Here is a 21,569-nt window from a genome sequence, read left to right on the forward strand (position 1 = left end):
TCAAGTCTATAGCGAAAGTCGCACAGCACCCAATCGGCGTGTCACCCGCGCGCGGTGAGGGTCAGCAGTGTCGCCTCCGGGCGGCAGGCGAACCGCACGGGGGCGTAGATCGAGTGGCCGCAGCCCGCGCTGACGTTGAGCGGAACGCGGATGCCGTGGTGTTCCCAGGTGCTCAGGCCCTTCGCCTGCTTCAACGGGATGTCGCAGTTCGCGACGATCGCCCCGAAGCCGGGCAGGCACACCTGGCCGCCGTGCGTGTGTCCTGCGAAGATCGCGTCGGCACCGAGGTTCACGAATTCGTTCAGCACGCGCTGGTAGGGCGCGTGGCTGACGCCCAGCACGACCGTCTCGTCGGTATGCGCGCCGAGTGCGGCGATGCGGTCGGGGAGGACCCCCAACTCGTCCCAGCCACGGTGCGGATCGCTCACACCGAAGAGGTCCACGCGCAGGCCGCCGAGCGTGACACTGGTGGCGTCGTTGTTGAGGTCGTGCCAACCTAGGCCGTCGGTGAAGAACTGGTCCATCGCAGACGAGTCCAGCGGCTCGGCGCTGCGGTGCTTCTTCGACGGGCCACGGAAGTAGTTCAGCGGGTTGCGAGGACTCGGCGCATGCAGATCGTTGGATCCGTGCACGAAGACGCCGGGGATGCCGGCGAACGGCGCGAACGCCCTGCGGATGCCCGCGAGCCCTTCGACATGACCGATGTTGTCACCTGTGTTGATGATCAGGTCGGGCCGCAGTGCGGCGAGAGAGGAGAGCCACTGCTGCTTGCGGTGCTGCCAGGGGGCCATGTGCACATCGGAGATGTGCAGGATTCGCAGTGGTGCGCTGCCGCGGGGAAGGGCCGCCGCCGTCACCTCGCGCACAGTGAAAAGGTAGCGTTCGATGCCGATGCCCCAGATCGCGGCCGCCGCGCCAGCGGCCCCCACCGCGCCGAGCGCGATGAGGGCCGGGTGGGCAGCTCTGTTCGTGGTCAACAGGTCTGCTTCTTGTAGTTGAGCACGATGGGCGTGCTCTTCGCCGTCATCGTTCCAGCGGGCGGGTTCGAGCTTGTCACCGAGCCGTCCGGACCTCCGCTGCCGGGGCTGCAGGTGCCGAGGGACACGCTGCTGAATCCCGCCGCCTGGAGCTTCGCGACCGCGTCTGCGGGCTTCTCACCCGCGACATTCGGAACCGTCGCACCCTTGCCGCTGCTGGGCGAGATGTAGACCGTCGAGCCGCCGTAGACCTGGCCGGGGCCAGGAGACTGCAGTGCGATGACGCCGGCAGCGATGTCGCTGGCGTAGGGGTCGGTGACCTCCACTTCGAAGCCGGCATCTTCCAGCCGCTTGACCGCGTCGGCCTGTGACATTCCGACGACGTCGGGCAGGTCGACCATCGGGCGCACGAGAAGCTTCTGCGCCGGGCCGGGGAAGGCGTCGCCACCGTAGATGTCGTTCGCGGCGCGCTGCATCGCGGGGGTGAGCTCATGGCGCAGGTTCAGCAGGTTGTTGCCGTAGGAATAGAAGTCCCAGAGGTCGAGGAAGCCGTTCGCCTGACCGACCCATACCGCCGTCGTGGCATAGGTGCTCGACGTGATCATCATCGTCTGCTCGTCGTTGTGCGTACCCGTCTTACCGATGAGCGGGACACCATCGCCGGTGCGTGATGCGGTGCCAGTGCCGTCGCCGCTCATGACGCCTTCGAGGGCATAGGCCGCGGTCGCGGCGACCTCGGGGGAGATCGTCTGGGTGCACGAGGGCGGGGGAACAGGGATGTCGGTGCCGTCCGGTCCAATCACGCGGTCGATCGCGCGCGGCGTGCAGGTGATGCCCTTGTTCGCCACCGTGGCGTATGCCGAGGCCATCTCGAGAGGCGCGATCGCCTTGTCGCCGAGCACGTTGAACGGCACGTTCTCATCGGTGACCTTGCCCATGTTGCCGAGGTGCACGCCCATGCGGTCGGCGACGCGGTTGATGTCGCAGAGGTTCAGCTTCTCCGCCATCGCGAAGTAGCCACTGTTGAGCGATCCGGCCGTGAACTGCATCGGGGTGCCGTTGTAGCCGCCGACACGACCGGCGTTGGCGACATCGGACGTGAACGGAACGGGGCTGCCATCACAGCTCATTTTCGTGAAGCGGCGGTTCTTGCCGTCGAGGCGCTCGTTGAGCGACTTGCCCTTCTCGAGCCAGTCCAGCAGCGTGAAGAGCTTGTACGTCGATCCGACAGGGAAGCCGATCGAGCCACCGTGGTCATAGTCAGCGGCGTAAACGAGCGAGGAGTAACCGGGAGTGGTCGCCAGGGCTTCCTCTTCGCTGAAGACGGTGTTCTGCACCATGCCGAGGATGCGACCGGTGCTCGCTTCGATCGTGACACCCGCGGCGCCGAAGTCCATGCCCTCGATCGAGGCCGCGAACGAGTTGTCCATGACGTCGATACCGGCCTGCTGGATCGACGGGCTCAACGAGGTGTAGATGTCGAGGCCGCCACGCAGCAGGTTGTCTCGACGCTCTTCCTCGGTTGCGCCGAAGGCCGGGTCGTTCTCGAGGGTCGTCTTGACGTACTGGCAGAAGTACGCGTTGCGTCCGGCATCGCCGCAGCCCGAGGGCGGGGAGGAGAGCACGGGAGTGATCGGCTCGGCGTACGAGGCGTCGTACTGCTCCTGGCTGATCTTCCCGTCGATCAGCAGGCGCTCGAGCACGTAGTTACGACGGGTCAGCGTCTCGGCGTAGCCGTCGTCGGCGGAGTTGTACCAGCTGTCGGTCTCGCTGTCGTACATCGAGCCGGTCGGCTGATCGATGCGGTACGAGTTCGGGTTCTGCACCATGCCCGCGAGGATCGCCGCCTGGCTGATCGAGAGGTTCGCGGCGCTCACACTGAAGTAGCGCTGGGCAGCGGCCTCGATGCCGTAGGTCGTGCCGCCGAAGTTGGCAAGGTTCAGGTAGCCGAGAAGGATGTCGTTCTTCGAGTACTCTTTCTCGATCTGCAGCGCGAAACGCATCTCCTGCAGCTTGCGCTGGATGCCCTTGGGGCCGACCGAGGCAGAGGCCTCCAGCCAGCACTGCTCCAGCTTCTCGGTGCGCTCCTCGTCCTGCAGGCTGACGCCACGCTCACACTCCTGCAGCAGCACGTTCTTCACATACTGCTGACTGATGGAGGAGCCACCGCGCGTCGATGTACCGCGAAGGTTGTCGATGAGGGCTTTGGTCGTGCCGAGCAGATCGACGCCACCGTGCTTGTAGAAGTTCTTGTCTTCACTCGACAGGATCGCGTCATACATCACCTGGGCGACGCCGTCATAGGTGACCGGCACGCGGTTCTGGTCGTAGAAACGCGCCAGCTGCACGGGGACACCGTCGGCGGTGTAGTAGTAGATCGTCGTCGGCTCCATGGGCCGGTCGACCTCGAGGTTCGAGGGAAGCGCTTCGAACAGCCCGATCGCATTCGAAGCGGTCGCGCCGGTGACAGCGATTGCAGGGGTCACCGTGGCTGTGACGAGCACGCCGGCGACGACGCTCAGGCCGACGAGTCCGGCGAGGCCGCCGAGCACACCTTTAGCCGTGCGGGTGGAATGAGGCATACGCTAGATCGTAGGGGAGTTCCCTGAAAAGCGCCTTTGACGACTGCGAGTTGTGCGGTCATCCGGCCTGAGCACATCGGAGAACCATGACGACGTGGGAGTACTTCACCACACCGCTGCTGATTCACAACACCACCGCGATCCTCAACAACTGGGGCAAGCAGGGGTGGGAGCTGGTACAGGTCATCACCGGTCCTGAGGGTGGGCTCGTGGCCTACTTCAAGCGGCCGGTGTCGCAGGATGCCACCGCCAACCCGGGCCTCGCCGCTGCGGCAGACGCCGCGCGTCAGTTCGAAGGCGGTGCCGCATGAGCATCTCCGCACGTCTTGCCGAGCTCGGGATCGAGCTCCCTGCCGTCGCGGCACCGGTCGCCGCATATGTGGCTGCGCGTGTCCACGGCGATCTCGTCTACACCTCCGGGCAGCTGCCCTTCACGGATGGTGCGCTGCCTGCCACGGGCAAGGTCGGAGACGCGGTCTCGGCGGACGATGCCAAGGTTTACGCACGCACCTGCGCGCTGAACGCGATCGCGGCTGCCGCATCCGTCGCCGGTGGCGTCGACAAACTCGGTGGCGTGCTGCGGGTCGGCGGCTTCGTCGCATCCGTTCCCTCTTTCACCGGCCAGCCGGGCGTCATCAACGGCGCCAGCGAGGTGCTCGCTGAGATCTTCGGCGATGCGGGACGCCACGCCCGCGCCGCAGTCGGGGTGCCCGTGCTGCCGCTCGACAGCCCGGTCGAGGTCGAGGTGACGTTCACGCTCGCCTGAGCCTCGTACACACGAAGACGCCGCCCCGGTCACCCGGGGCGGCGTCTTCGTGTCTGGGGCCTACTTGACCTGTGCCGAGATGATGCTCATGACGGCCGTGTCGGCGAGTGTCGTCGTGTCGCCGACCTCGCGACCCTCTGCGACATCGCGCAGCAGGCGGCGCATGATCTTGCCCGAGCGGGTCTTGGGCAGCTCGCCCACGATGTACACGTCGCGCGGACGTGCGATCGGGCCGATCTGCTCGCCCACCCAGAGGCGCAGCTGCTGCGCGAGTCCCTCGGGGGTGTGCTCGGCGAGGTAGCTCTCCTTGAGGATGACGAACGCCACGACCGCCTGGCCGGTGGTCTCATCCGATGCGCCGACGACCGCTGCTTCTGCCGTGGCCTCGTGCGCCACGAGCGAGGACTCGATCTCGGCCGTCGACAGTCGGTGGCCCGAGACGTTCATGACGTCGTCGACGCGGCCGAGGAGCCAGAGGTCGCCGTCTTCGTCATGGCGTGCGCCGTCGCCGGCGAAGTAGTAGCCCTGCGCTTCGAACTTCTCCCAGTAGGTCTCCTTGAAGCGCTCGGGGTCGCCCCAGATGCCGCGCAGCATGCTCGGCCACGGCTCCGTGACGACGAGCAGGCCGCCGCTCTCGTCGCGGATCGGGGTGCCGGATTCGTCCACGACGTCGATCGAGATACCGGGGAGGGCAACCTGCGCGGAGCCTGGCTTCGTGCTGGTGACGCCCGGGAGTGGCGACACCATGATCGCGCCGGTCTCGGTCTGCCACCACGTGTCGACGATCGGCGTCTTGTCGCCTCCGATGACCTCGCGGTACCACATCCATGCCTCGGGGTTGATGGGCTCGCCCACCGAGCCGAGCAGACGCAGGGAGGAGAGGTCGAACTGCTGCGGAACGCTGCGCCCGATCTTCATGAAAGAGCGGATCGCGGTCGGAGCGGTGTAGAAGATGGTGACGCCGTAGCGCTCGATGAGCTCCCACCAGCGGCCGGGGTGCGGGGAGTCCGGGGTGCCCTCGAACAGCACCTGCGTGGCGCCGTTTGCGAGGGGGCCGTACGTGACGTACGAGTGTCCGGTGATCCAGCCGATGTCGGCCGTGCACCAGAAGACGTCGGTCTCGGGCTTCAGGTCGAACACGTTCTTGTGCGTGTACGCGGCCTGAGTGAGGTATCCGCCGGACGTGTGGAGGATGCCCTTCGGCTTTCCGGTCGTGCCCGAGGTGTAGAGGATGAAGAGGGGATTCTCCGCGGGGAAGGCCTCAGCGGTGTGCTCTGCGGATGCGGCCGGAACCACGTCGTGCCACCACACGTCGCGCCCTTCTGCCCATTCGACCTCGTTCTCCGTGCGGCGCACGACAAGCACGTGCTCGACGGTCTTCTGCTCGCCATCGCCCCGGTCGGCCAGCGCCTGGTCGACGGCGGGCTTGAGCGGCGACACGCGACCCTTGCGGAAGCCCCCGTCGGCCGTGATGACGACCTTGGCGCCGGCGTCGTCGATGCGCGAGCGCAGGCTGTCGGCGCTGAAGCCGCCGAAGACGACCGAGTGGATCGCGCCGATGCGTGCCACGGCGAGCATGGAGGCGACGGCCTCGGGGATCATCGGCAGGTAGATCGCGACGCGGTCGCCCTGGCCGACGCCCATCTCGGTGAGGACGTTCGCGACGCGCTTGACCTCGTCGGTGAGCTCCGCGTAGGTGATGCGGCGCTGATCGCCCGGCTCGCCCTCGAAGAAGAGCGCGACGCGGTCACCGTTGCCGGCTTCGACGTGACGGTCGAGGCAGTTGTACGCGACGTTGATCTCGCCGTCGTCGAACCACTTCGCGAAGGGGGGCGTCGACCAGTCGAGCACCTGCGTGAAGGGCGTGTGCCAGTGCAGCAGCTCGCGGGACTGATCGGCCCAGAAGCCTTCGCGGTCAGCCGCTGCGTGCTCGTAGAGAGCGGGCTGTGCGACGGCCTGTGCAGCGAACTCAGCGGACGGGGGGAAGTGACGGGATTCGTCCAGCAGGTGATCGATCTGGCTGCTCATACGAGGACGCGCTCCTTTGCGACGGGTATTTCGGGTCACCACAAGACGGCGACATCGAGAATCTAGTGGTGGGGCCGACGCGCGCATACTGTCGAAAGTTGGTAGTCCGATGCTGAGTTGCGTCCGCAGTTCGGATGCGTACACTCTCGGTCAGCCGATTTCTTCACAGACGGCATGACGCCGCGGTCCCTCCCTTCCGCGGCGTGAGGGCGGCATCCCATTCCCCCCGTGGGGTGCCGCCCGTTCTTCTCCCCGCGTGTCGAGTTGTGCACAGGCGTGACCTGAGCGGTGTTGTCCACTGAGCGCGTATCGCGGCGTGAGGCGCAGTCGCAACCTTTCTAGCGTCGAGGCATGCCTGAGCCCTTCGTCATCACGCCGCGCACTTCTCCCGCGCCACGGCCTGTCGGCGCGCCCGACGCGACCACGGCGGAGATGGCCGGTGAGTCGTTCGTGGCGACGGGTGCCGGCCAGCATCGAGAGCGGTCGGATGCGGCGCTGCCGCAGCATCCGCTGTTCATCCGACACCCCCTTCTGGCGGACGCCTGGAGCGATGAGCAGGTGACCGATCTCTTTGTCAACGGCGGCACCGGAATGTTCGTCGACCGCGGCGCTGGTCCCGAGCGCGTCGAGCGCTGGTCGGCGGCCGAACGCGAGGTGCGCGAGATCGCCGTGGAGCTCGTCGGTCTCGGCGGACGGCACCTCGACGATCAGGCGCCCTGCGTCGATGTGCGGTTGGGAGCAGGCGTCCGTGTGCATGCGGTTCTCGCGCCGGTCGCGACCTCCGGCACAGCGGTGTCGGTGCGCATCCCACGCGTGCGGGCGGGCGACCTGGAGGGGCTTCAGGCCCGGGGGCTCTGCGACGACCGACAGCGGTCATGGATCGCGCGCATGGTCGCAGCTCGGCGGAACATCCTGATCACGGGAGGAACCGGCAGCGGCAAGACGACCCTGTTGTCGGCGCTGCTGACCGCGGTGCCCCCGGCGGAGCGGATCGTGACGATCGAGGATGTCGCCGAACTGCATCCGCTGCATCCGCACCACGTGTCGCTGGAGGCGCGCCAGCCCAATCTCGAAGGAGCCGGAGGGATCTCGGTCGCGCGCCTGGTGCGCGAGTCGCTGCGGATGCGTCCCGATCGCCTCGTCGTGGGGGAGTGTCGCGGAGAAGAGGTTCGTGATCTGCTGACCGCGCTGAACACCGGTCACGATGGTGGCGCAGGCACCCTGCATGCCAGCAGCCTCGCCGACGTCCCCGCTCGTCTGGAGGCGTTGGGTGCGCTCGCGGGAATGGATGCGCCCGCACTCGCACGGCAGTGTGTCAGCGCGTTCGACGTCGTGCTGCATCTGGCGCGAGATCGCGACGGCGTGCGCCGGCTGCAGGACGTGGGGCGGTTGCGGCTCGCGGACGACCGGCTCGCAATCGAATCCGTGCGCCCCTGGGATGAGCCGGGGCTGGACGGAGCTGGCACATGGTGAGCCTGCTCCGGCGAACGCCCCCGCCCGCCTCCGCGCGCCCGGAGCTCGTGCGAACGCTGGCCGTGCTCTTGCAGGCGGGTGCCCGGCCGGTCGTCGCGTGGCGACATGTGGCCGAGGGCGGCGATGCCGATGCGCAGGCGGTCGTCGCCGCGAGTGAGACCGGGCAGGCACTGCCGGATGCGATTCGTGCGCGGGGCGTGGGGTGGGCTGAGGTCTCGGCCGCCTGGGGGATCGCGGCGACGGTCGGTGCTCCGCTCGGAGACGTGCTGCGCGGCATCGCCGACGCGCTGCAGGATGCGGAGGCGACGTCGGATGATGTGCGCATCGCGCTCGCGGAACCGGCGAGCACCGCCCGTCTGATGCTCTGGCTGCCGCTCGTCGGGGTGCTCCTCGGTATCGCGCTCGGCTTCGACACGCTGGCTGTGCTCACGACCTCGCCGCTCGGCATCGCCTGTCTCGTCGCAGGAGTGCTGCTGACGGCGCTCGCGCGCATCTGGACATCCGCCCTCGTTCGTCGTGCGCAGCCGGCCCCCGGCATCCCGGGGATGGACGCCGAACTGCTCGCCGTGGCGCTCACAGGAGGCGCGTCGATCGCCCGGGCGCGCCAGCTCGTCGCGGACGAGCAGCTCGGCGACGCCGTTGACGGGGGCGGGTGCGAGCGAGTCCTGCGGCTGTCGCAGGTGGCCGGCGTTCCTGCCGTCGAACTTCTCCGGGCGCATGCTGCCGAGAGTCGTCGCTCCGCGCGCGTACACGGCAGAGTCGCCGCCGCGCGGCTCGGCTCGCGACTTCTCCTTCCTCTCGGCGCGTGCACGCTGCCCGCCTTCCTCCTGCTGGGTGTCGCACCGCTCATCCTGAGCGTCTTCCTGTCGACGCCACTCCCACTGGGGCCCTGACCGGGACCCTCCCACAAAGAAAAGGAACCACCATGCTCATCTCTCGACTCACCCGCACCTCCCGCTCCGCCGCGCTTCCGCCGCTGACCCGCGGCCGCGCCGTCGACCTCTTCGCCGACGACACGGGCGCGGCGACGGCCGAGTACGCCGTGGCCACGATGGCGGCGGTCGCGTTCGCGGGCCTTCTGGTCGTCATCATGAGGTCGGATGAGGTCCGCGGCATCCTCACCGATCTCGTCCGCCGCGCACTCACGGTCTCGTGACGTGAGGGGTCGAGGTCTCTCCCGGCGCCTGCGAGACGATCGGGGCGCCGCGACCGCGGAACTTGCCGTCGCGCTTCCCGTGGTCGTGCTCACGCTGCTGCTCGGCGGCGGTGCACTCGCCGCGGGAACACGGCAGGTCGCGATGCAGGATGCGGTTGCTGATGCGGCGCGTCTGCTGGCCCGCGGCGAAGGAGATGCGGCGGCCTCCCGCACCGTGCATCGCGCGGTCGCGGGGGCGCAGACGAGCGTCGGACGGCACGACGGTCTCATCTGCGTCTCCGCGGAGGCGGTCGTGCCGATCGCCGGAGCCCTCACGCTGCCGATCCGCACCTCCAGCTGCGCACTCGACGGGGGACTGTAGCGCTGTGGCGAGCGTGACCCTCACCGTCGGAGCGGCGGCCACAGCGGCAACCCTCGCGATCGCCGCCGCTCTGATCGGAGGTGCCGCCACGGCATCCCAGCGTCTGGCGAGCGGGGCGGACGCCGCCGCACTCGCGGCCGCCGACGTCGCATCTGGCGCCGTGGCCTCTGCGGGCAGCCCCTGCGAGGTTGCGGCCGCGGTAGCCGCTGCATCCGGAACGCGCCTCGATGACTGTCGCTTTGACGGCTTCGTGGCGATCGTGCAGGTCTCCGCGGCGTACGCTGGAATCACTGCCGTCGCCCGATCCCGAGCTGGACCACCCGAGGTCGCCGCGGACGACGGATAACCTCCGCATGGGAATCCCTCCCGAATGTGGTGTGTATGGTGTGCTTCGAAGAAAGGACGCACCCGTGGCGCAAGGCAAGAAGCTGGTCATCGTCGAGTCCCCGACCAAGATGAAGTCGATTCAGGGGTACCTCGGCGACGGCTATGAGGTGCTCAGCTCGGTCGGTCACATCCGTGACCTCGCCGACAAGAAAGACATCCCGGCCGCCGACAAAGCCGCCTACGGCAAGTACTCGATCGACGTCGAGAACGACTTCGACCCGTACTACGTGGTCAGCGACCGCAAGACCAAGACGGTCGCAGAGCTCAAGCGCGCGCTGAAGACGGCCGACGAGGTCCTGCTCGCCACCGATGAAGACCGCGAGGGCGAAGCCATCGCGTGGCATCTTCTCGAGACGCTCAAGCCGAAGGTCCCGGTCAAGCGCATGGTGTTCCACGAGATCACCAAGGACGCCATCCAGGCGGCCGTCGGCAACACTCGCGAACTCGACGTCGCTCTCGTCGACGCCCAGGAGACCCGGCGCATCCTCGACCGCCTCTACGGGTGGGATGTCTCGCCTGTGCTCTGGTACAAGGTCAAGAGCGGCCTGTCCGCAGGGCGCGTGCAGTCCGCTGCGACGCGCATGATCGTCGAGCGCGAGCGCGAGCGCATGGCGTTCGTCTCCGCGGAGTACTGGGACGTCGAAGCCGCCGCATCCAGCACCGGATTCACCGTCCGCCTGGTGCGCGTGGACGGCGGCCAGCTCGCCCGCGGCACCGACTTCGACGACACCGGAAAGCTCAAGAAGGCCGTCGTCATCCTGGACGAGCGCGCGGCCACGGCGCTCGCCGAGGCGGTCGACGCCGCCGGCACAGGAGAGGTCACCAAGGTCGAGGCGAAACCGGGCAAGCGCAGCCCGTACGCCCCCTTCACGACCTCCACGATGCAGCAGGAGGCCGGACGCAAGCTCTCCATGAGCGCGAAACAGGCGATGAGCGTCGCCCAGCGTCTGTACGAAAAGGGTTACATCACCTATATGCGTACGGACTCGATCTCGCTGAGCACCCAGGCTGTGCAGGCGGCACGCTCACAGGCCGTCGCGCTCTACGGCGACCAGGCGGTGCCGCTCAACCCGCGCGTCTACAAGTCCAAGTCGAAGAACGCGCAGGAGGCGCACGAGGCCATCCGTCCCTCGGGCGAGGAGTTCCGCACCCCGGCATCCGTCGCGAACGAGCTCGACCGTGAAGAGCAGCGCCTCTACGACCTGATCTGGAAGCGCACCGTCGCGAGCCAGATGTCCGACGCGAAGTACGAGACCACGACCGTCACGATCGCCGTCGACGCCGGCGGACAGAAGGCGGAGTTCACGGCGTCCGGCACGGTCTACACGTTCAAGGGCTTCCTCGAGGCCTACGAAGAAGGACGCGACGAGAAGCGCAGCGACGCGGATGCCGCCGAGAACCAGTCGCTTCCGGCTGTCGCCGTCGGCGACGCCCTCGCGATGAAGGACGCTGTCGCGAAGGGGCACAAGACCACCCCGAAGCCGCGCTTCACCGAAGCATCCCTCGTCAAGGCCCTCGAAGAGCACGGGATCGGACGCCCGTCGACCTTCGCCAGCATCATCGGCACCGTGATCGACCGCGGCTATGCAACCAAGCGCGGCCAGGCGCTCGTTCCGACCTGGCTGGCATTCAGCGTGGTGCGTCTCATGGAGGAGCACTTCGCCGAGCTGATCGACTACGACTTCACGGCATCTCTCGAAGATGACCTCGATGCGATCGCGCGCGGAGAGCAGAACCGCGTCGAATGGCTGCGCTCCTTCTACTACGGGTCCGAGGCGCAGGTGGGTCTGCGTCAGGTCGTCGACAACCTCGGCGAGATCGACGCGCGTGCACTGAACTCCACCCCGATCACCGACACGGCGACCCTCCGCTTCGGCAAATACGGTCCCTACCTGGAGGTTGTGGACCCGGCGAACCCTGAGGCGAAGCCGCGCATCGTCAACGTCCCTGAAGACCTCGCGCCGGACGAGCTCACCGCGGCCAAGGCGCAGGAGCTCATCGACGCGCCCGTCGCGGGAGACCGCGTCCTGGGCGAGAACCCCGCCAACGGCAAGATCATCGTCGTCAAGGACGGTCGCTTCGGCCCGTACGTGCAAGAGAACGAGCCCGAGGCTGAGGTCGTCGACGAGGCGACGGGCGAGGTGCTTCCGGCGGATGAGAAGCCCAAGAAGAAGAGCGCGAAGAAGGATGCGGCGCCCAAGCCGCGCACCGGATCCCTGTTCCGCTCCATGTCGGTCGACACGATCGACCTCGAGACCGCGCTTCGGCTGCTCGACCTGCCGCGGGTCGTCGGCACCGACCCCGAGAGCGGTGACGAGATCACCGCCCAGAACGGCCGCTTCGGACCGTATCTGAAGAAGGGCACCGACTCGCGTTCGCTGGAGAACGAGCAGCAGATCTTCGACATCACCCTCGAACAGGCTCTCGAGATCTACGCGCAGCCGAAGTACGGCGCCCGCAAGGCGTCGAGCGCGCTCGTCGAGTTCGAGGCCGACCCCGAGAGCGGCAAGCCGATCCGAATCCGCGACGGGCGTTTCGGCCCGTACGTGACCGACGGTGTCACGAACGTGACGATCCCGAAGGCCGAGAAGCCCGAAGACATCACCTTCGAGCGCGCTGTGCAGATGCTCGCCGACAAGCGGGCGAAGGGACCGGCTCCCAAGCGCGGCGCCAAGAAGGCACCGGCGAAGAAGGCTCCCGCCAAGAAGCCCGCCGCAAAGAAGGCTCCCGCGAAGAAGACGTCTGCGAAGACCGACGACGAGAAGGCTGCGGCGCGCTCGGCGGCGGCGAAGAAGGCCGCGGCGACACGTGCGGCGAACGCGGCGAAGAAGGCTGCCGAGGCGAGTTCGTGACATCCGGTCTCTGGATCACCCTCGAAGGCGGCGATGGTTCGGGCAAGACCACCCAGGCGGAGCTGCTCACGGAACGGCTGCGCGCTGACGGTCGGACGGTGGTGCGCACCCGCGAACCCGGTGGCTCGGAGGTCGGCCAGCTGATCCGCGACATCGTGCTGCACCACCGCGGCGACATCGCTCCCCGCGCGGAGGCGCTGCTGTATGCGGCGGACCGCGCACACCATGTCGCGACGGTGGTGCGCCCCGCGCTCGCCCGCGGCGAGGTCGTGCTGCAGGATCGCTATCTCGATTCGTCGGTCGCCTACCAGGGTGCTGGGCGCGTGCTGGACGCCACTGAGGTGCGCGAGCTGTCACTGTGGGCTGCCGAGGGGGCGCTGCCCGATCTGACCGTGCTTCTGGACCTGGATCCGACGACGGCGCGGGAACGCCTGGACTCGGCCGACAAACCATTCGATCGACTTGAGGCCGAGCGGGAGGAGTTCCACGCGCGCGTGCGGGGCGCGTACCTCGCGCTCGCGGCGGCGGAGCCCGGGCGTTTTCTCGTGGTGGATGCGGCGCAGCCGCCTGCGACGATCGCCGAGCGCATCCACGAGCGCGTCGCCACACTCGTGCAAACGCACGAACTGCGCTGAGACCCTCAGATCCCCTTGTCCGTTCGAGGTGATGTCCGGCACCCCGACTAGGCTGAAAGCATGCCAGACGCCGCGACCGCCCCGTTTCCGTGGACGGACGTCTGGGGGCAGGACGCCGCGGTCGAGATTCTCCGTGGCGCTGCATCCGACCCTGCATCGCTCTCGCACGCCTGGCTGATCACCGGTCCGCCCGGATCCGGCAGATCGACGCTCGCCTATGCGTTCGCGGCAGCGCTGATCGCTCGCGATCCCGGCGATGAGGCGACCATGCGCCAGGTGCTCGCCCGGACGCATCCGGATGTCACGGCGCTGCGCACCGACAAGGTGATCATCACGATCGCCGAGGCGCGCGCGCTTGTGGAACGCTCCTACTTCTCGCCGTCGGCGGGGCGCTATCGGGTGATCGTCGTGGAAGACGCCGACCGCATGGTCGAGCGCACATCGAACGTCCTGCTGAAGGCGCTGGAAGAGCCGCCGGAGCGCACGGTCTGGATTCTCTGCGCGCCGAGTGAGGCCGACCTGCTGCCGACGATCCGCTCACGCGTGCGGTCGCTGCGCCTGCGCGAGCCCGACGTCGATGACGTCGCACGTCTGATCGCGCATCGCACCGGCGTCGACGACGCCACCGCAGAGCAGGCGGCACGGCACGCGCAGCGGCACATCGGCATGGCTCAGCGTCTGGCGACCGATGAGGCGGCACGACGCCGCCGTGACACGACACTGCGCGCCGTTCTGCGCGTGCGCGGTGTGGGCGATGCGGTGACCGTGGCCGGCGAGATCGTCCAGGCGGCGACCGAAGACGCCAAAGCGCTGACCGTCGAACGCGATGCGGCCGAGCGCGCCGCGCTGCTGCGGGCGGTGGGGTTGGCCGAGGGGCAAGCGGTGCCGCAGGCGCTGCGCACGCAGTTCTCCGCGCTCGAAGACGACCAGAAGAAGCGGGCGACGCGCAGCCTCCGCGACGGCATCGACCGCGTCCTCACCGACCTGCAGTCCCTGTTCCGCGATGTCGTGATGCTGCAGTATGGGCGCGGAGACGAATTGATCAACCGAGAACTCACTGACGATCTGCGCGCGCTCGCCGCTGCGTGGGATGTGCCCCGTACGCTGAGAGTTCTTGACCACCTGGCCGAGACACGGGAGTCGTTGGAACGCAACGTCGCCCCGACCCTTGCCCTCGAGAGCTTGCTCGTCACCGTGACGAGCGGGAGGACACCGTGAAGACTCGTATGCGTCGCGTGATCGCGGCCGTGGCCGGCGTGGCCGTGGCATCCCTCACCCTTTCCGGGTGCCTGTACGCGATGATCCCGGAGAGCGGCGGGCCGCTTCCGGAGCGCACGACCGAACCCGACACGTCCGGCGTCTCGCCCGAGCTTCTTCCGTTCTACTCGCAGACTCTTGAGTGGCAGCCCTGCGGGGCGGGCATGGAGTGCACCGACGTCGCCGCTCCGCTCGACTGGGAGAATCCGACAGTCGGAGAGATCTCGCTCTCCGTCGTCCGGTCTCAGGCGACCAACACTCCTCTCGGCTCGCTCCTCACCAACCCCGGCGGCCCTGGTGCGAGTGGTGTCGAGCTGATCCGCGACAGCCTGAGCTTCGCCGTCGGCACCGCCCTCATCGAGAACTACGACGTCATCGGCTTCGACCCGCGCGGTGTCGGAGAGTCGACCGCCGTGACCTGCTTCGACGCAGCCGCGATGGACGAATTCCTCTACAGCCTGCCCAGTGCTCCTCGCGGAACGCCCGAGTGGGAGGCCGAGGGCGAGGCACAGGCGGCCGAGTTCGCCGCGGCCTGCGAGGCGAACAGCGGCGGAATCCTCCCGTACATCACGACCGTCAACTCGGCGCGTGACATGGATCTGCTGCGCGGAGTGCTCGGCGACAAGAAGCTCCACTACCTCGGATACTCGTACGGCACGTTCCTCGGCGCGACCTACGCCGAGCTGTATCCGGATCGTGTCGGACACCTTGTGCTCGACGGCGCCATCGACCCGTCGATCCCGGGGCGCGACGTCGGCACGACGCAGGCGCTCGGGTTCGAGTCTGCGCTTCGGGCCTACATGCAGGACTGCCTCGACACCCGCGGCTGCCCGTTCAACGGCACGGTCGACGAGGCGATGGCAGACCTCGGTGCGCTACTCGCGAGCGTCGACGCGGTGCCGCTGAAGAACGGAGACGGCCGGATGCTCGGCGCGGACTCGCTCATGACAGGGATCATCGCCGCGCTCTACGCGCAGGACAGCTGGCCCTACCTGACCGATGCGCTCGCCGGAGCACTGCAGGGCGATCCGTCGACGGCATTCTTCCTCGCAGACTTCTACAACGGACGCGAGGGCGGACGCTACCTCGACAACTCGACGGAGGCGTTCACGGCATACAACTGCATGGACTACCCGCTCGAAGTCGACGAGGCCGCCGACGAGGCCGCGCGGGCCAAGGTGCGAGAGGGCGCGCCCACGATCGCCCCCTACTGGGATGGCGTCGACGTGTGCGCATCCTGGCCGTACCCGGCGACGGGCACCCGTTCCGCCCTCACGGCGGAGGGCTCCGGCCCGATCCTCGTGATCGGCACGACCAACGACCCTGCGACGCCCTACGAGTGGTCGGTCGCGATGGCGGAGCAGCTCGACGGCGGTGTCCTCATCACCCGTGTGGGTGAAGGCCACACCGGCTACAACAAGGGCAACATGTGCGTGGATGACGCGGTCGAAGCGTTCTTCCTCGATGACGTCGTGCCCGAGAACGGCCTCCGCTGCGAGTGAGTCGCGCTCGATTCGCGGTGGACGCCCAATCAATGTAATATCGTTTCTCGTGCCACTGATGTGACACAGGCCGCTTTAGCTCAGTCGGCAGAGCGTTTCACTCGTAATGAAAAGGTCGTCAGTTCGATTCTGACAAGCGGCTCCGCAAGCCCCGTGATGTGAGAACATCACGGGGCTTTCTCGTGTCCGAGAAGCGTAGGCTCGAAGCATGAGCAGAGCACTCCTGATCATCGATGTGCAGAACGATTTCACCGAGGGCGGGGCACTGGCCGTCGCCGGCGGCGACGCCGTGGCATCCGGAATTACCGCATTCCTCTCAGCCCACGCCACTGATTACACGCTCGTGCTGGCGTCGCGGGACTGGCACGACGCCGACAACGACAATGACGGGCACTTCGCGGCGGGGGAGCCGAACTACGTCGACTCCTGGCCGGTGCACTGCGTGGCCGAGACACCCGGAGCCGCCTACGATCCGCTGTTCGAGACGACGGCAGTGACGCACCATGTGCGCAAGGGGCAGGGGGCGAACGGGTACTCGCTGTTCGAGGGCACCACCGACGACGGCGAACAGCCCGGCGTGGTTCTGGCGCAGGCGGGAATCCTCGACGTGGACGTCGTCGGGATCGCCACCGACTACTGCGTGCGGGCGTCGTCGCTCGACGCGATCGCCCACGGCCTGCGGGTGCGCGTGCTCACGGATCTCATCGCAGGAGTGGACGCGGAGGCCAGCGACGCCGCTCTGGCGGAACTGGCGCACGCCGGAGCGGAGCTCGCCACTTCTGAGCGCAACGCATGACTCGCAGTGCCCTGTTGCTGCGCGCCGTGAACGTGAGCGGACGCAACCGCGTGCCGATGGCGGAGCTGCGTGCCCTGCTCGCGGAGCGGACCGAGCTGGAGGAGATCGCGACCTACATCGCGAGCGGCAACATCGTCTGCGCGACACCGCCGGACGTGACGGCGGTATGCGCGACAGTGCGTGCGCTGATCGCCGAGAGCTTCGGTGTCGACACCCCGGTCATCGCCCGTTCGCATCGCGAGATCGAGCGGATGCTGCAGCGCAACCCTTTCGTGCACTCCGACATCGCCGAGAAGCTGCTGCACGTCATGGTGCTCGAGCGGGCCCCGAAGCCGGGAGCGCTCGACCTCCTGCGGGAGCGCCTCGTCCCGGGCGAAGAAGTGGAACTCGTGGGCGATGATCTCTGGATTCACTACTCCGCGGACGGCGTGCATGCGACCAAGCTCACGACGTCCGTGCTCGACCGGGCGTTGGGCGTCTCCGGGACGGCACGAAATCTCCGGACAATGACGAAGCTCGCGGAACTCACCGCGTGACGCCGCGCCGCGGGCTCAGCGGATCGATGCGAGCGTACGACGCACAGCATCGACGGTGCGCTGCGCCTGGGGCGCATCCGTCCTCCAGTTGCTGACGGAGAAGCGCACGACCGTGCGTCCAGCCCACTGCGAGGTCATCGCGAGCACCTCACCGTCCTCCCACAGCGCCGCGCTCAGCCGCGCGGTGGCCTCGTCGCTCTCGAGGGCGACACACACCTGGGTGAAGACGATCTCGTTGAGCACCTCGACGCCGGGAAGCTCCGCGAGTCCTTCCGCGATCATGCCCGCGGATGCCGCGAGCCGGTCGATCAGAGCGATCACCCCCTCGCGGCCGAGTGCGCGCAGCACCGCCCAGGTCGGCACCCCGCGTGCGCGCCGAGAGAGCTCAGGAGCCTTCTCATGCGGGTCGGCGCCCACCATGGTCGCCTGCAGATAGCTCGCGTGCATGCCGAGCGCGCGGTGCATCGCGGCCGGGTCGCGCACGATCGCGATCCCGCAGTCATAGGGGACGTTGAGGGTCTTGTGCGCGTCGGTTGACCAGGAGTCCGCGCCCTCGAAGCCTGCCGTGAGGTGTCGAAGCGATGGCGACGCGGCCGCCCAGAGCCCGAAGGCGCCGTCGATGTGCACCCAGGCGGATGCAGCGTGCGCGACGGCGATCGCCGCCGCGAAGTCGTCATAGGCGCCGGAGTGGATGTTGCCAGCCTGAAGGGCGACGATCGCGGGCCCTTCACCGGCATCGAGCACATGGCGGAGGGCATTCACGTCGATGCGGCCCTGACCGTCGGCGGGAACGACCAGCGGACGCCCGAGACCCAGATAGCGGGCGGCGAGGTCCATCGTCGCGTGCCGCTCCTCCCCGGCGATGTAGCGGACGCGAGGTGCGCCGGAGAGTCCGTCGACCTCGACGTCCCACCCCACCGCGGCCAGCACCTCGTTGCGGGCGGCGGCAAGGCAGGAGAACTGGGCCATCGTCGCGCCTGTCGTGAAACCGACCTCGCACTCGGCCGGAAGGCCGAGCAGATCGAGGAGCCATTCCCCGGCGAGCTCCTCTGCGGCCGCCGCTCCGGGGGTGATCGCACGCAGCCCTGCATTCTGATCCCAGGCGGACACCAGCCAGTCTGCTGCCAGCGCCACCGGCTGCGTGCCTCCGATCACCCATCCGTAGAAGCGCGGTGAGCCGATTGCGATGAGCCCCGGCTCGACATTCTCGACGAGATGCTCCAGCACAGCAGCATCCGCTGTGCCCTGCACCGGCAGCTCGCGTCCCAGTCGGTTCTTGATGTCATCGGGGGAGGCGTGCGGCGGAATCGGTCGTTCGTCGACCCCGGCGAGCCACGCGAGAGCGTGTCGGTGTGCGAGCGCGAGTGCGCGTTCGTAGATGTCGGCGTTCGGCTCTTCCCTGACCATGGCACACCTGATTCCGTGCGCGACGCGCACATCTCAGATTGTCCGCTTCGTGAGCGGTGAGGTCAACGCCCGGTGCAAGGCGGACAGCTCAGCGTGAGGGAGGAATGGTGGGCCCGGAGGGGCTCGAACCCTCGACCCGCGGATTAAAAGTCCGATGCTCTGCCAACTGAGCTACAGGCCCTACCTCTCTAGTCTATGGGGTCACAAAGGGGCCGCCGACGAGGTGAATCGTCGACGGCCCCTCTGCCCCCTCGCCCCGAAAGCCCCAGCCATGCGCGGCGTGATCGTGCGGGTGCTTACTGTGCAGGAGGCATGAGCACCGAGTCGACCAGGTAGACGACGGCGTTCGCGGTCTGCACGCCACCGCAGATCACCATGGCGTCGTTCACCATCCAGTTGTCACCGCTGCCGGTGACCTCGAGCTCAGCGCCCTGAACGGTCTTGTGCATGCCCGCGATGTCGGCCGGTTCGATCTGGCCGGGAACGACGTGGTAGGTCAGGATCGACGTCAGCGTCGCGGAATCCGTCTTGAGAGCCTCGATGGTTGCGGGATCGATCTTGCCGAAGGCCTCATCGACCGGGGCGAAGACAGTGAACTCGTCGCCGTTGAGCGTGTCGACGAGGTTCACGTCCGGGTTGAGCTGACCGCTCACCGCGGCCACGAGCGTCGTCAGCAGCGGGTTGTTGGACGCGGCGACAGCGACCGGGTCCTGCGACATGCCCTGAATCGAGCCGGCGCCGTCAGGCACCTGGTCCGCGTAGGCGGAACATCCGGGGCCGACGAGGTTCGCCGCCGGATCCATCATGTCCGGTTCGGATGCTGTCGTCTCCGGTGCCTTCGGCGGGGTGGTCGTCGTCTCTGCGGTGCCTCCGCCGCCCATCGTGCACGCCGACAGCGCGAATGCGCTCGCCAGTGTCAGCGTGAGGACTGCGGTGGCCTTCTTCGTGGTGCGGAACATCTCAACCTCCGGGAATCGGTGTCACGGTTTTCCGTGGCGTTGACAGGTGTTCGGCGCACGGCGGAGAACGGATTGGATGAATTTCGCTCCCATCCGAAGCGCGCCCTGCGCCGAAGAACTCGCAACAGAAGCGAGGACACCATGGATCTCATCGTCATCGGCCTGCTGGGCGGCCTCATCACAGGAATCTCGCCGTGCATCCTTCCGGTGCTGCCGGTCATCTTCCTCACGGCGGGCGCGCAGTCCGCCCGGTTCGAGGGCGGCGAAGGCGTCGTTCCCGCGCGACGCAGCCGTCCATATCTGGTGATCGCAGGGCTCGTCCTGAGCTTCACGCTCGTCACGCTGGTGGGGTCCGTGGTGCTGGGGCTGCTGAACCTGCCGCAGGACATCATCCGCTGGGCAGGAATCGTCGTGCTTCTCGTGATCGGCATCAGTCTGCTGATCCCGAGATTCGAGCAGCTGTTGGAGAAGCCCTTCCAGTGGCTTCCGCGCAAGGAAGTCGCCAACAGGGGCAACGGCTTCGGCGTGGGGCTCGCGCTGGGCGCCGTCTTCGTTCCCTGCGCGGGCCCGGTTCTGGCTGCGATCATCGTCGCAGGAGCAACGGGCCAGATCGGTGCAGGGACCGTGCTGCTCACGGTGTCGTTCGCCGTGGGAGTGGCTGTTCCGCTGCTGGTTTTCGCCTTGGCGGGGCGGAGCGTGGTGGAGCGCATCCGCGCCTTCCGTGCCCGTGAGCGTGGGCTGCGCATCGCTGCGGGCATCGCGATGATCGCACTTGCGGTGGGGCTGGTGTTCAACGTTCCGCAGGCGCTCCAGCGGCTTCTGCCCGACTACACGGCAGGACTTCAGACGGAACTCACCGAGAGCGACCAGGCCGAGCGTGCGCTGGGTCTCGGCGGCCTGGTCACCGACGAGAATCGCGACCTCGAGAACTGCACGAACGGCGCGACCGTTCTGGAGTCGTGCGGGACAGCACCGGAGATCCGCGGCATCGATGCCTGGCTCAACACCCCGGACGGTACAGCGGTCACACTCGACGAGCTGCGGGGGAAGGTCGTGCTGATCGATTTCTGGGCGTACTCGTGCATCAACTGCCAGCGTTCCATTCCCCACGTGGTCGCCTGGGATGAGGCCTATCGCGATGCGGGACTGCAGGTGATCGGCATCCACTCGCCGGAGTACGCGTTCGAGAAGGACGCGGGCAACGTCGCCGCGGGTGCCCGTGACTTCGGCATCGAGTACCCGGTGGCGCTGGACAACTCCCTGGCCACCTGGACCGCATACCGCAACAGGTACTGGCCCGCGCACTACCTGATCGATGCGGACGGAACGGTGCGGCACATCTCGTTCGGTGAGGGCAACTACGCGGCGACGGAGAGCATGATCCGCGAGCTGCTGAAGGATGCCGACCCCGACGTCGACCTTCCGTCTGCGACGGAGATCGAAGACGAGACGCCGGACCTCGGGTCGACGACCCGGGAGACCTTCCTCGGCTCGTCCAAGGACGTCAACTACGGCGGGGCAGACGCGTACCGCGCGGGAGAGCGCGACTTCGCGTTTCCCGAGGACCAGCCGGAGGACACCTTCGCGCTCGACGGGCGTTGGAAGGTGGAGACACAGTACGCGACGCCGACGGAGGAGTCCGCCCGCATCCGGCTCAACTACCGCGCGGCGGAGGTGCGCATCGTCGTCTCCGGTTCCGGATCGCTCGTGCTCCGCGCAGACGGCGAATCGCCGCGAACGATCATCGTCGACGGCACCCCGCGCTCCTACAGCCTCCTCGACGCCGCTGAGGTCGGCACAGGAACACTCACCCTCGAGGTGACGCCGGGCGTCAACGTCTACTCGTTCACCTTCGGTTGAGCGTGTCGCGGGCGAAGGCGCGTACGGGAGAGCGG

Annotated in this window: 19 protein-coding genes and 2 tRNA genes; 15 read left to right on the plus strand and 6 right to left on the minus strand. The window is 67.8% G+C overall.

All coding sequences use genetic code 11. The features are described from left to right. Nucleotides 1-41: 41 nt before the first annotated feature. Both JOD62_RS10950 and JOD62_RS10955 read right to left on the minus strand, forming a co-directional pair. The gene (locus JOD62_RS10950; protein WP_204939316.1) at nt 42-977 is read right to left on the minus strand and encodes a metallophosphoesterase; all 936 of its coding nucleotides are present in this window, start codon (nt 975-977) and stop codon (nt 42-44) included. Then, nucleotides 974-3,559 (minus strand): transglycosylase domain-containing protein, encoded by a 2,586-nt coding sequence (locus tag JOD62_RS10955; RefSeq protein WP_204939317.1) that lies wholly within the window; start codon nt 3,557-3,559, stop codon nt 974-976. Before JOD62_RS10955 ends, JOD62_RS10950 begins: the two co-directional genes overlap by 4 nt. 86 nt (nt 3,560-3,645) lie before the next feature. Here JOD62_RS10955 and JOD62_RS10960 point away from each other — a divergent pair, with 86 nt between their 5' ends. Together JOD62_RS10960 and JOD62_RS10965 are read left to right on the plus strand one after the other, a co-directional pair. After that, nucleotides 3,646-3,870 carry a DUF4177 domain-containing protein gene (locus JOD62_RS10960; RefSeq protein ID WP_204939318.1) on the plus strand — a complete coding sequence of 75 codons (225 nt, stop codon included), beginning with the start codon at nt 3,646-3,648 and terminating at the stop codon, nt 3,868-3,870. Then, nucleotides 3,867-4,325 (plus strand): RidA family protein, encoded by a 459-nt coding sequence (locus JOD62_RS10965; RefSeq protein WP_204939319.1) that lies wholly within the window; start codon nt 3,867-3,869, stop codon nt 4,323-4,325. The genes JOD62_RS10960 and JOD62_RS10965 overlap by 4 nt, the downstream gene beginning before the upstream one ends. Before the next feature lie 60 nt (nt 4,326-4,385). Here JOD62_RS10965 and acs read toward each other — a convergent pair whose 3' ends face one another. Beyond that, the gene (gene acs / locus JOD62_RS10970; protein ID WP_204939320.1) at nt 4,386-6,353 is read right to left on the minus strand and encodes an acetate--CoA ligase; all 1,968 of its coding nucleotides are present in this window, start codon (nt 6,351-6,353) and stop codon (nt 4,386-4,388) included. A 351-nt stretch (nt 6,354-6,704) separates the two neighbouring features. On the opposite strand from acs, the gene JOD62_RS10975 reads away from it, so the two are divergent. The 12 genes from JOD62_RS10975 (at nt 6,705) to JOD62_RS11030 (ending at nt 17,308) form a co-directional block, all read left to right on the plus strand. Next, nucleotides 6,705-7,826 (plus strand): TadA family conjugal transfer-associated ATPase, encoded by a 1,122-nt coding sequence (locus JOD62_RS10975; RefSeq protein ID WP_239526647.1) that lies wholly within the window; start codon nt 6,705-6,707, stop codon nt 7,824-7,826. After that, nucleotides 7,820-8,719, plus strand: coding sequence for a type II secretion system F family protein (locus JOD62_RS10980; protein ID WP_204939321.1), 900 nt, complete (start codon nt 7,820-7,822; stop codon nt 8,717-8,719). Before JOD62_RS10975 ends, JOD62_RS10980 begins: the two co-directional genes overlap by 7 nt. 32 nt (nt 8,720-8,751) lie before the next feature. Further along, a complete protein-coding gene (locus JOD62_RS10985; RefSeq protein ID WP_204939322.1) occupies nt 8,752-8,982 on the plus strand; it encodes a DUF4244 domain-containing protein in 231 nt (76 codons plus the stop codon). A 1-nt stretch (nt 8,983) separates the two neighbouring features. Further along, nucleotides 8,984-9,343: a TadE family type IV pilus minor pilin gene (locus JOD62_RS10990; RefSeq protein ID WP_271171515.1), complete on the plus strand. Its 360-nt coding sequence runs from the start codon at nt 8,984-8,986 to the stop codon at nt 9,341-9,343. 4 nt (nt 9,344-9,347) lie between these two features. Next, nucleotides 9,348-9,689 carry a helicase gene (locus JOD62_RS10995; protein WP_271171516.1) on the plus strand — a complete coding sequence of 114 codons (342 nt, stop codon included), beginning with the start codon at nt 9,348-9,350 and terminating at the stop codon, nt 9,687-9,689. Between the two features lie 64 nt (nt 9,690-9,753). Beyond that, the gene (topA, locus tag JOD62_RS11000) at nt 9,754-12,582 is read left to right on the plus strand and encodes a type I DNA topoisomerase (protein ID WP_204939323.1); all 2,829 of its coding nucleotides are present in this window, start codon (nt 9,754-9,756) and stop codon (nt 12,580-12,582) included. Then, a complete protein-coding gene (tmk, locus tag JOD62_RS11005) occupies nt 12,579-13,217 on the plus strand; it encodes a dTMP kinase (RefSeq protein WP_204939324.1) in 639 nt (212 codons plus the stop codon). Before topA ends, tmk begins: the two co-directional genes overlap by 4 nt. A 60-nt stretch (nt 13,218-13,277) precedes the next feature. After that, a complete protein-coding gene (locus tag JOD62_RS11010) occupies nt 13,278-14,435 on the plus strand; it encodes a DNA polymerase III subunit delta' (protein ID WP_204939325.1) in 1,158 nt (385 codons plus the stop codon). Between the two features lie 8 nt (nt 14,436-14,443). Continuing rightward, the gene (locus JOD62_RS11015; protein WP_204940177.1) at nt 14,444-15,976 is read left to right on the plus strand and encodes an alpha/beta hydrolase; all 1,533 of its coding nucleotides are present in this window, start codon (nt 14,444-14,446) and stop codon (nt 15,974-15,976) included. A 69-nt stretch (nt 15,977-16,045) separates the two neighbouring features. Beyond that, nucleotides 16,046-16,118: transfer RNA gene (locus JOD62_RS11020), tRNA-Thr, on the plus strand. A 66-nt stretch (nt 16,119-16,184) separates the two neighbouring features. Beyond that, complete coding sequence (locus JOD62_RS11025; protein WP_204939326.1) at nt 16,185-16,772, plus strand: isochorismatase family protein; 588 nt, start codon at nt 16,185-16,187, stop codon at nt 16,770-16,772. Beyond that, on the plus strand, nt 16,769-17,308 hold the full coding sequence (locus JOD62_RS11030) for a DUF1697 domain-containing protein (protein WP_204939327.1): 540 nt from the start codon (nt 16,769-16,771) through the stop codon (nt 17,306-17,308). Before JOD62_RS11025 ends, JOD62_RS11030 begins: the two co-directional genes overlap by 4 nt. A 15-nt stretch (nt 17,309-17,323) precedes the next feature. Here JOD62_RS11030 and JOD62_RS11035 read toward each other — a convergent pair whose 3' ends face one another. The 3 genes from JOD62_RS11035 to JOD62_RS11045 all read right to left on the minus strand — a co-directional run bounded on the left by JOD62_RS11035 (nt 17,324) and on the right by JOD62_RS11045 (nt 19,674). Beyond that, entirely contained in the window at nt 17,324-18,715 is a 1,392-nt protein-coding gene (locus JOD62_RS11035; protein ID WP_204939328.1) for a pyridoxal phosphate-dependent decarboxylase family protein, read from the minus strand. A 105-nt stretch (nt 18,716-18,820) separates the two neighbouring features. Further along, nucleotides 18,821-18,896, minus strand: a tRNA-Lys gene (locus JOD62_RS11040). A gap of 115 nt (nt 18,897-19,011) precedes the next feature. Next, nucleotides 19,012-19,674, minus strand: a complete 663-nt coding sequence (locus tag JOD62_RS11045) for a fasciclin domain-containing protein (protein WP_204939329.1) — start codon at nt 19,672-19,674, stop codon at nt 19,012-19,014. Nucleotides 19,675-19,815: 141 nt separating this feature from the next. Between JOD62_RS11045 and JOD62_RS11050 the strand changes: the two genes are divergently transcribed. Then, a complete protein-coding gene (locus tag JOD62_RS11050) occupies nt 19,816-21,534 on the plus strand; it encodes a cytochrome c biogenesis protein DipZ (protein WP_204939330.1) in 1,719 nt (572 codons plus the stop codon). The last annotated feature ends 35 nt before the right edge of the window (nt 21,535-21,569 follow it).

It is taken from the genome of Microbacterium keratanolyticum (genome assembly GCF_016907255.1).
In the GTDB taxonomy this organism is placed as follows: Bacteria; Actinomycetota; Actinomycetes; order Actinomycetales; family Microbacteriaceae; genus Microbacterium; species Microbacterium keratanolyticum.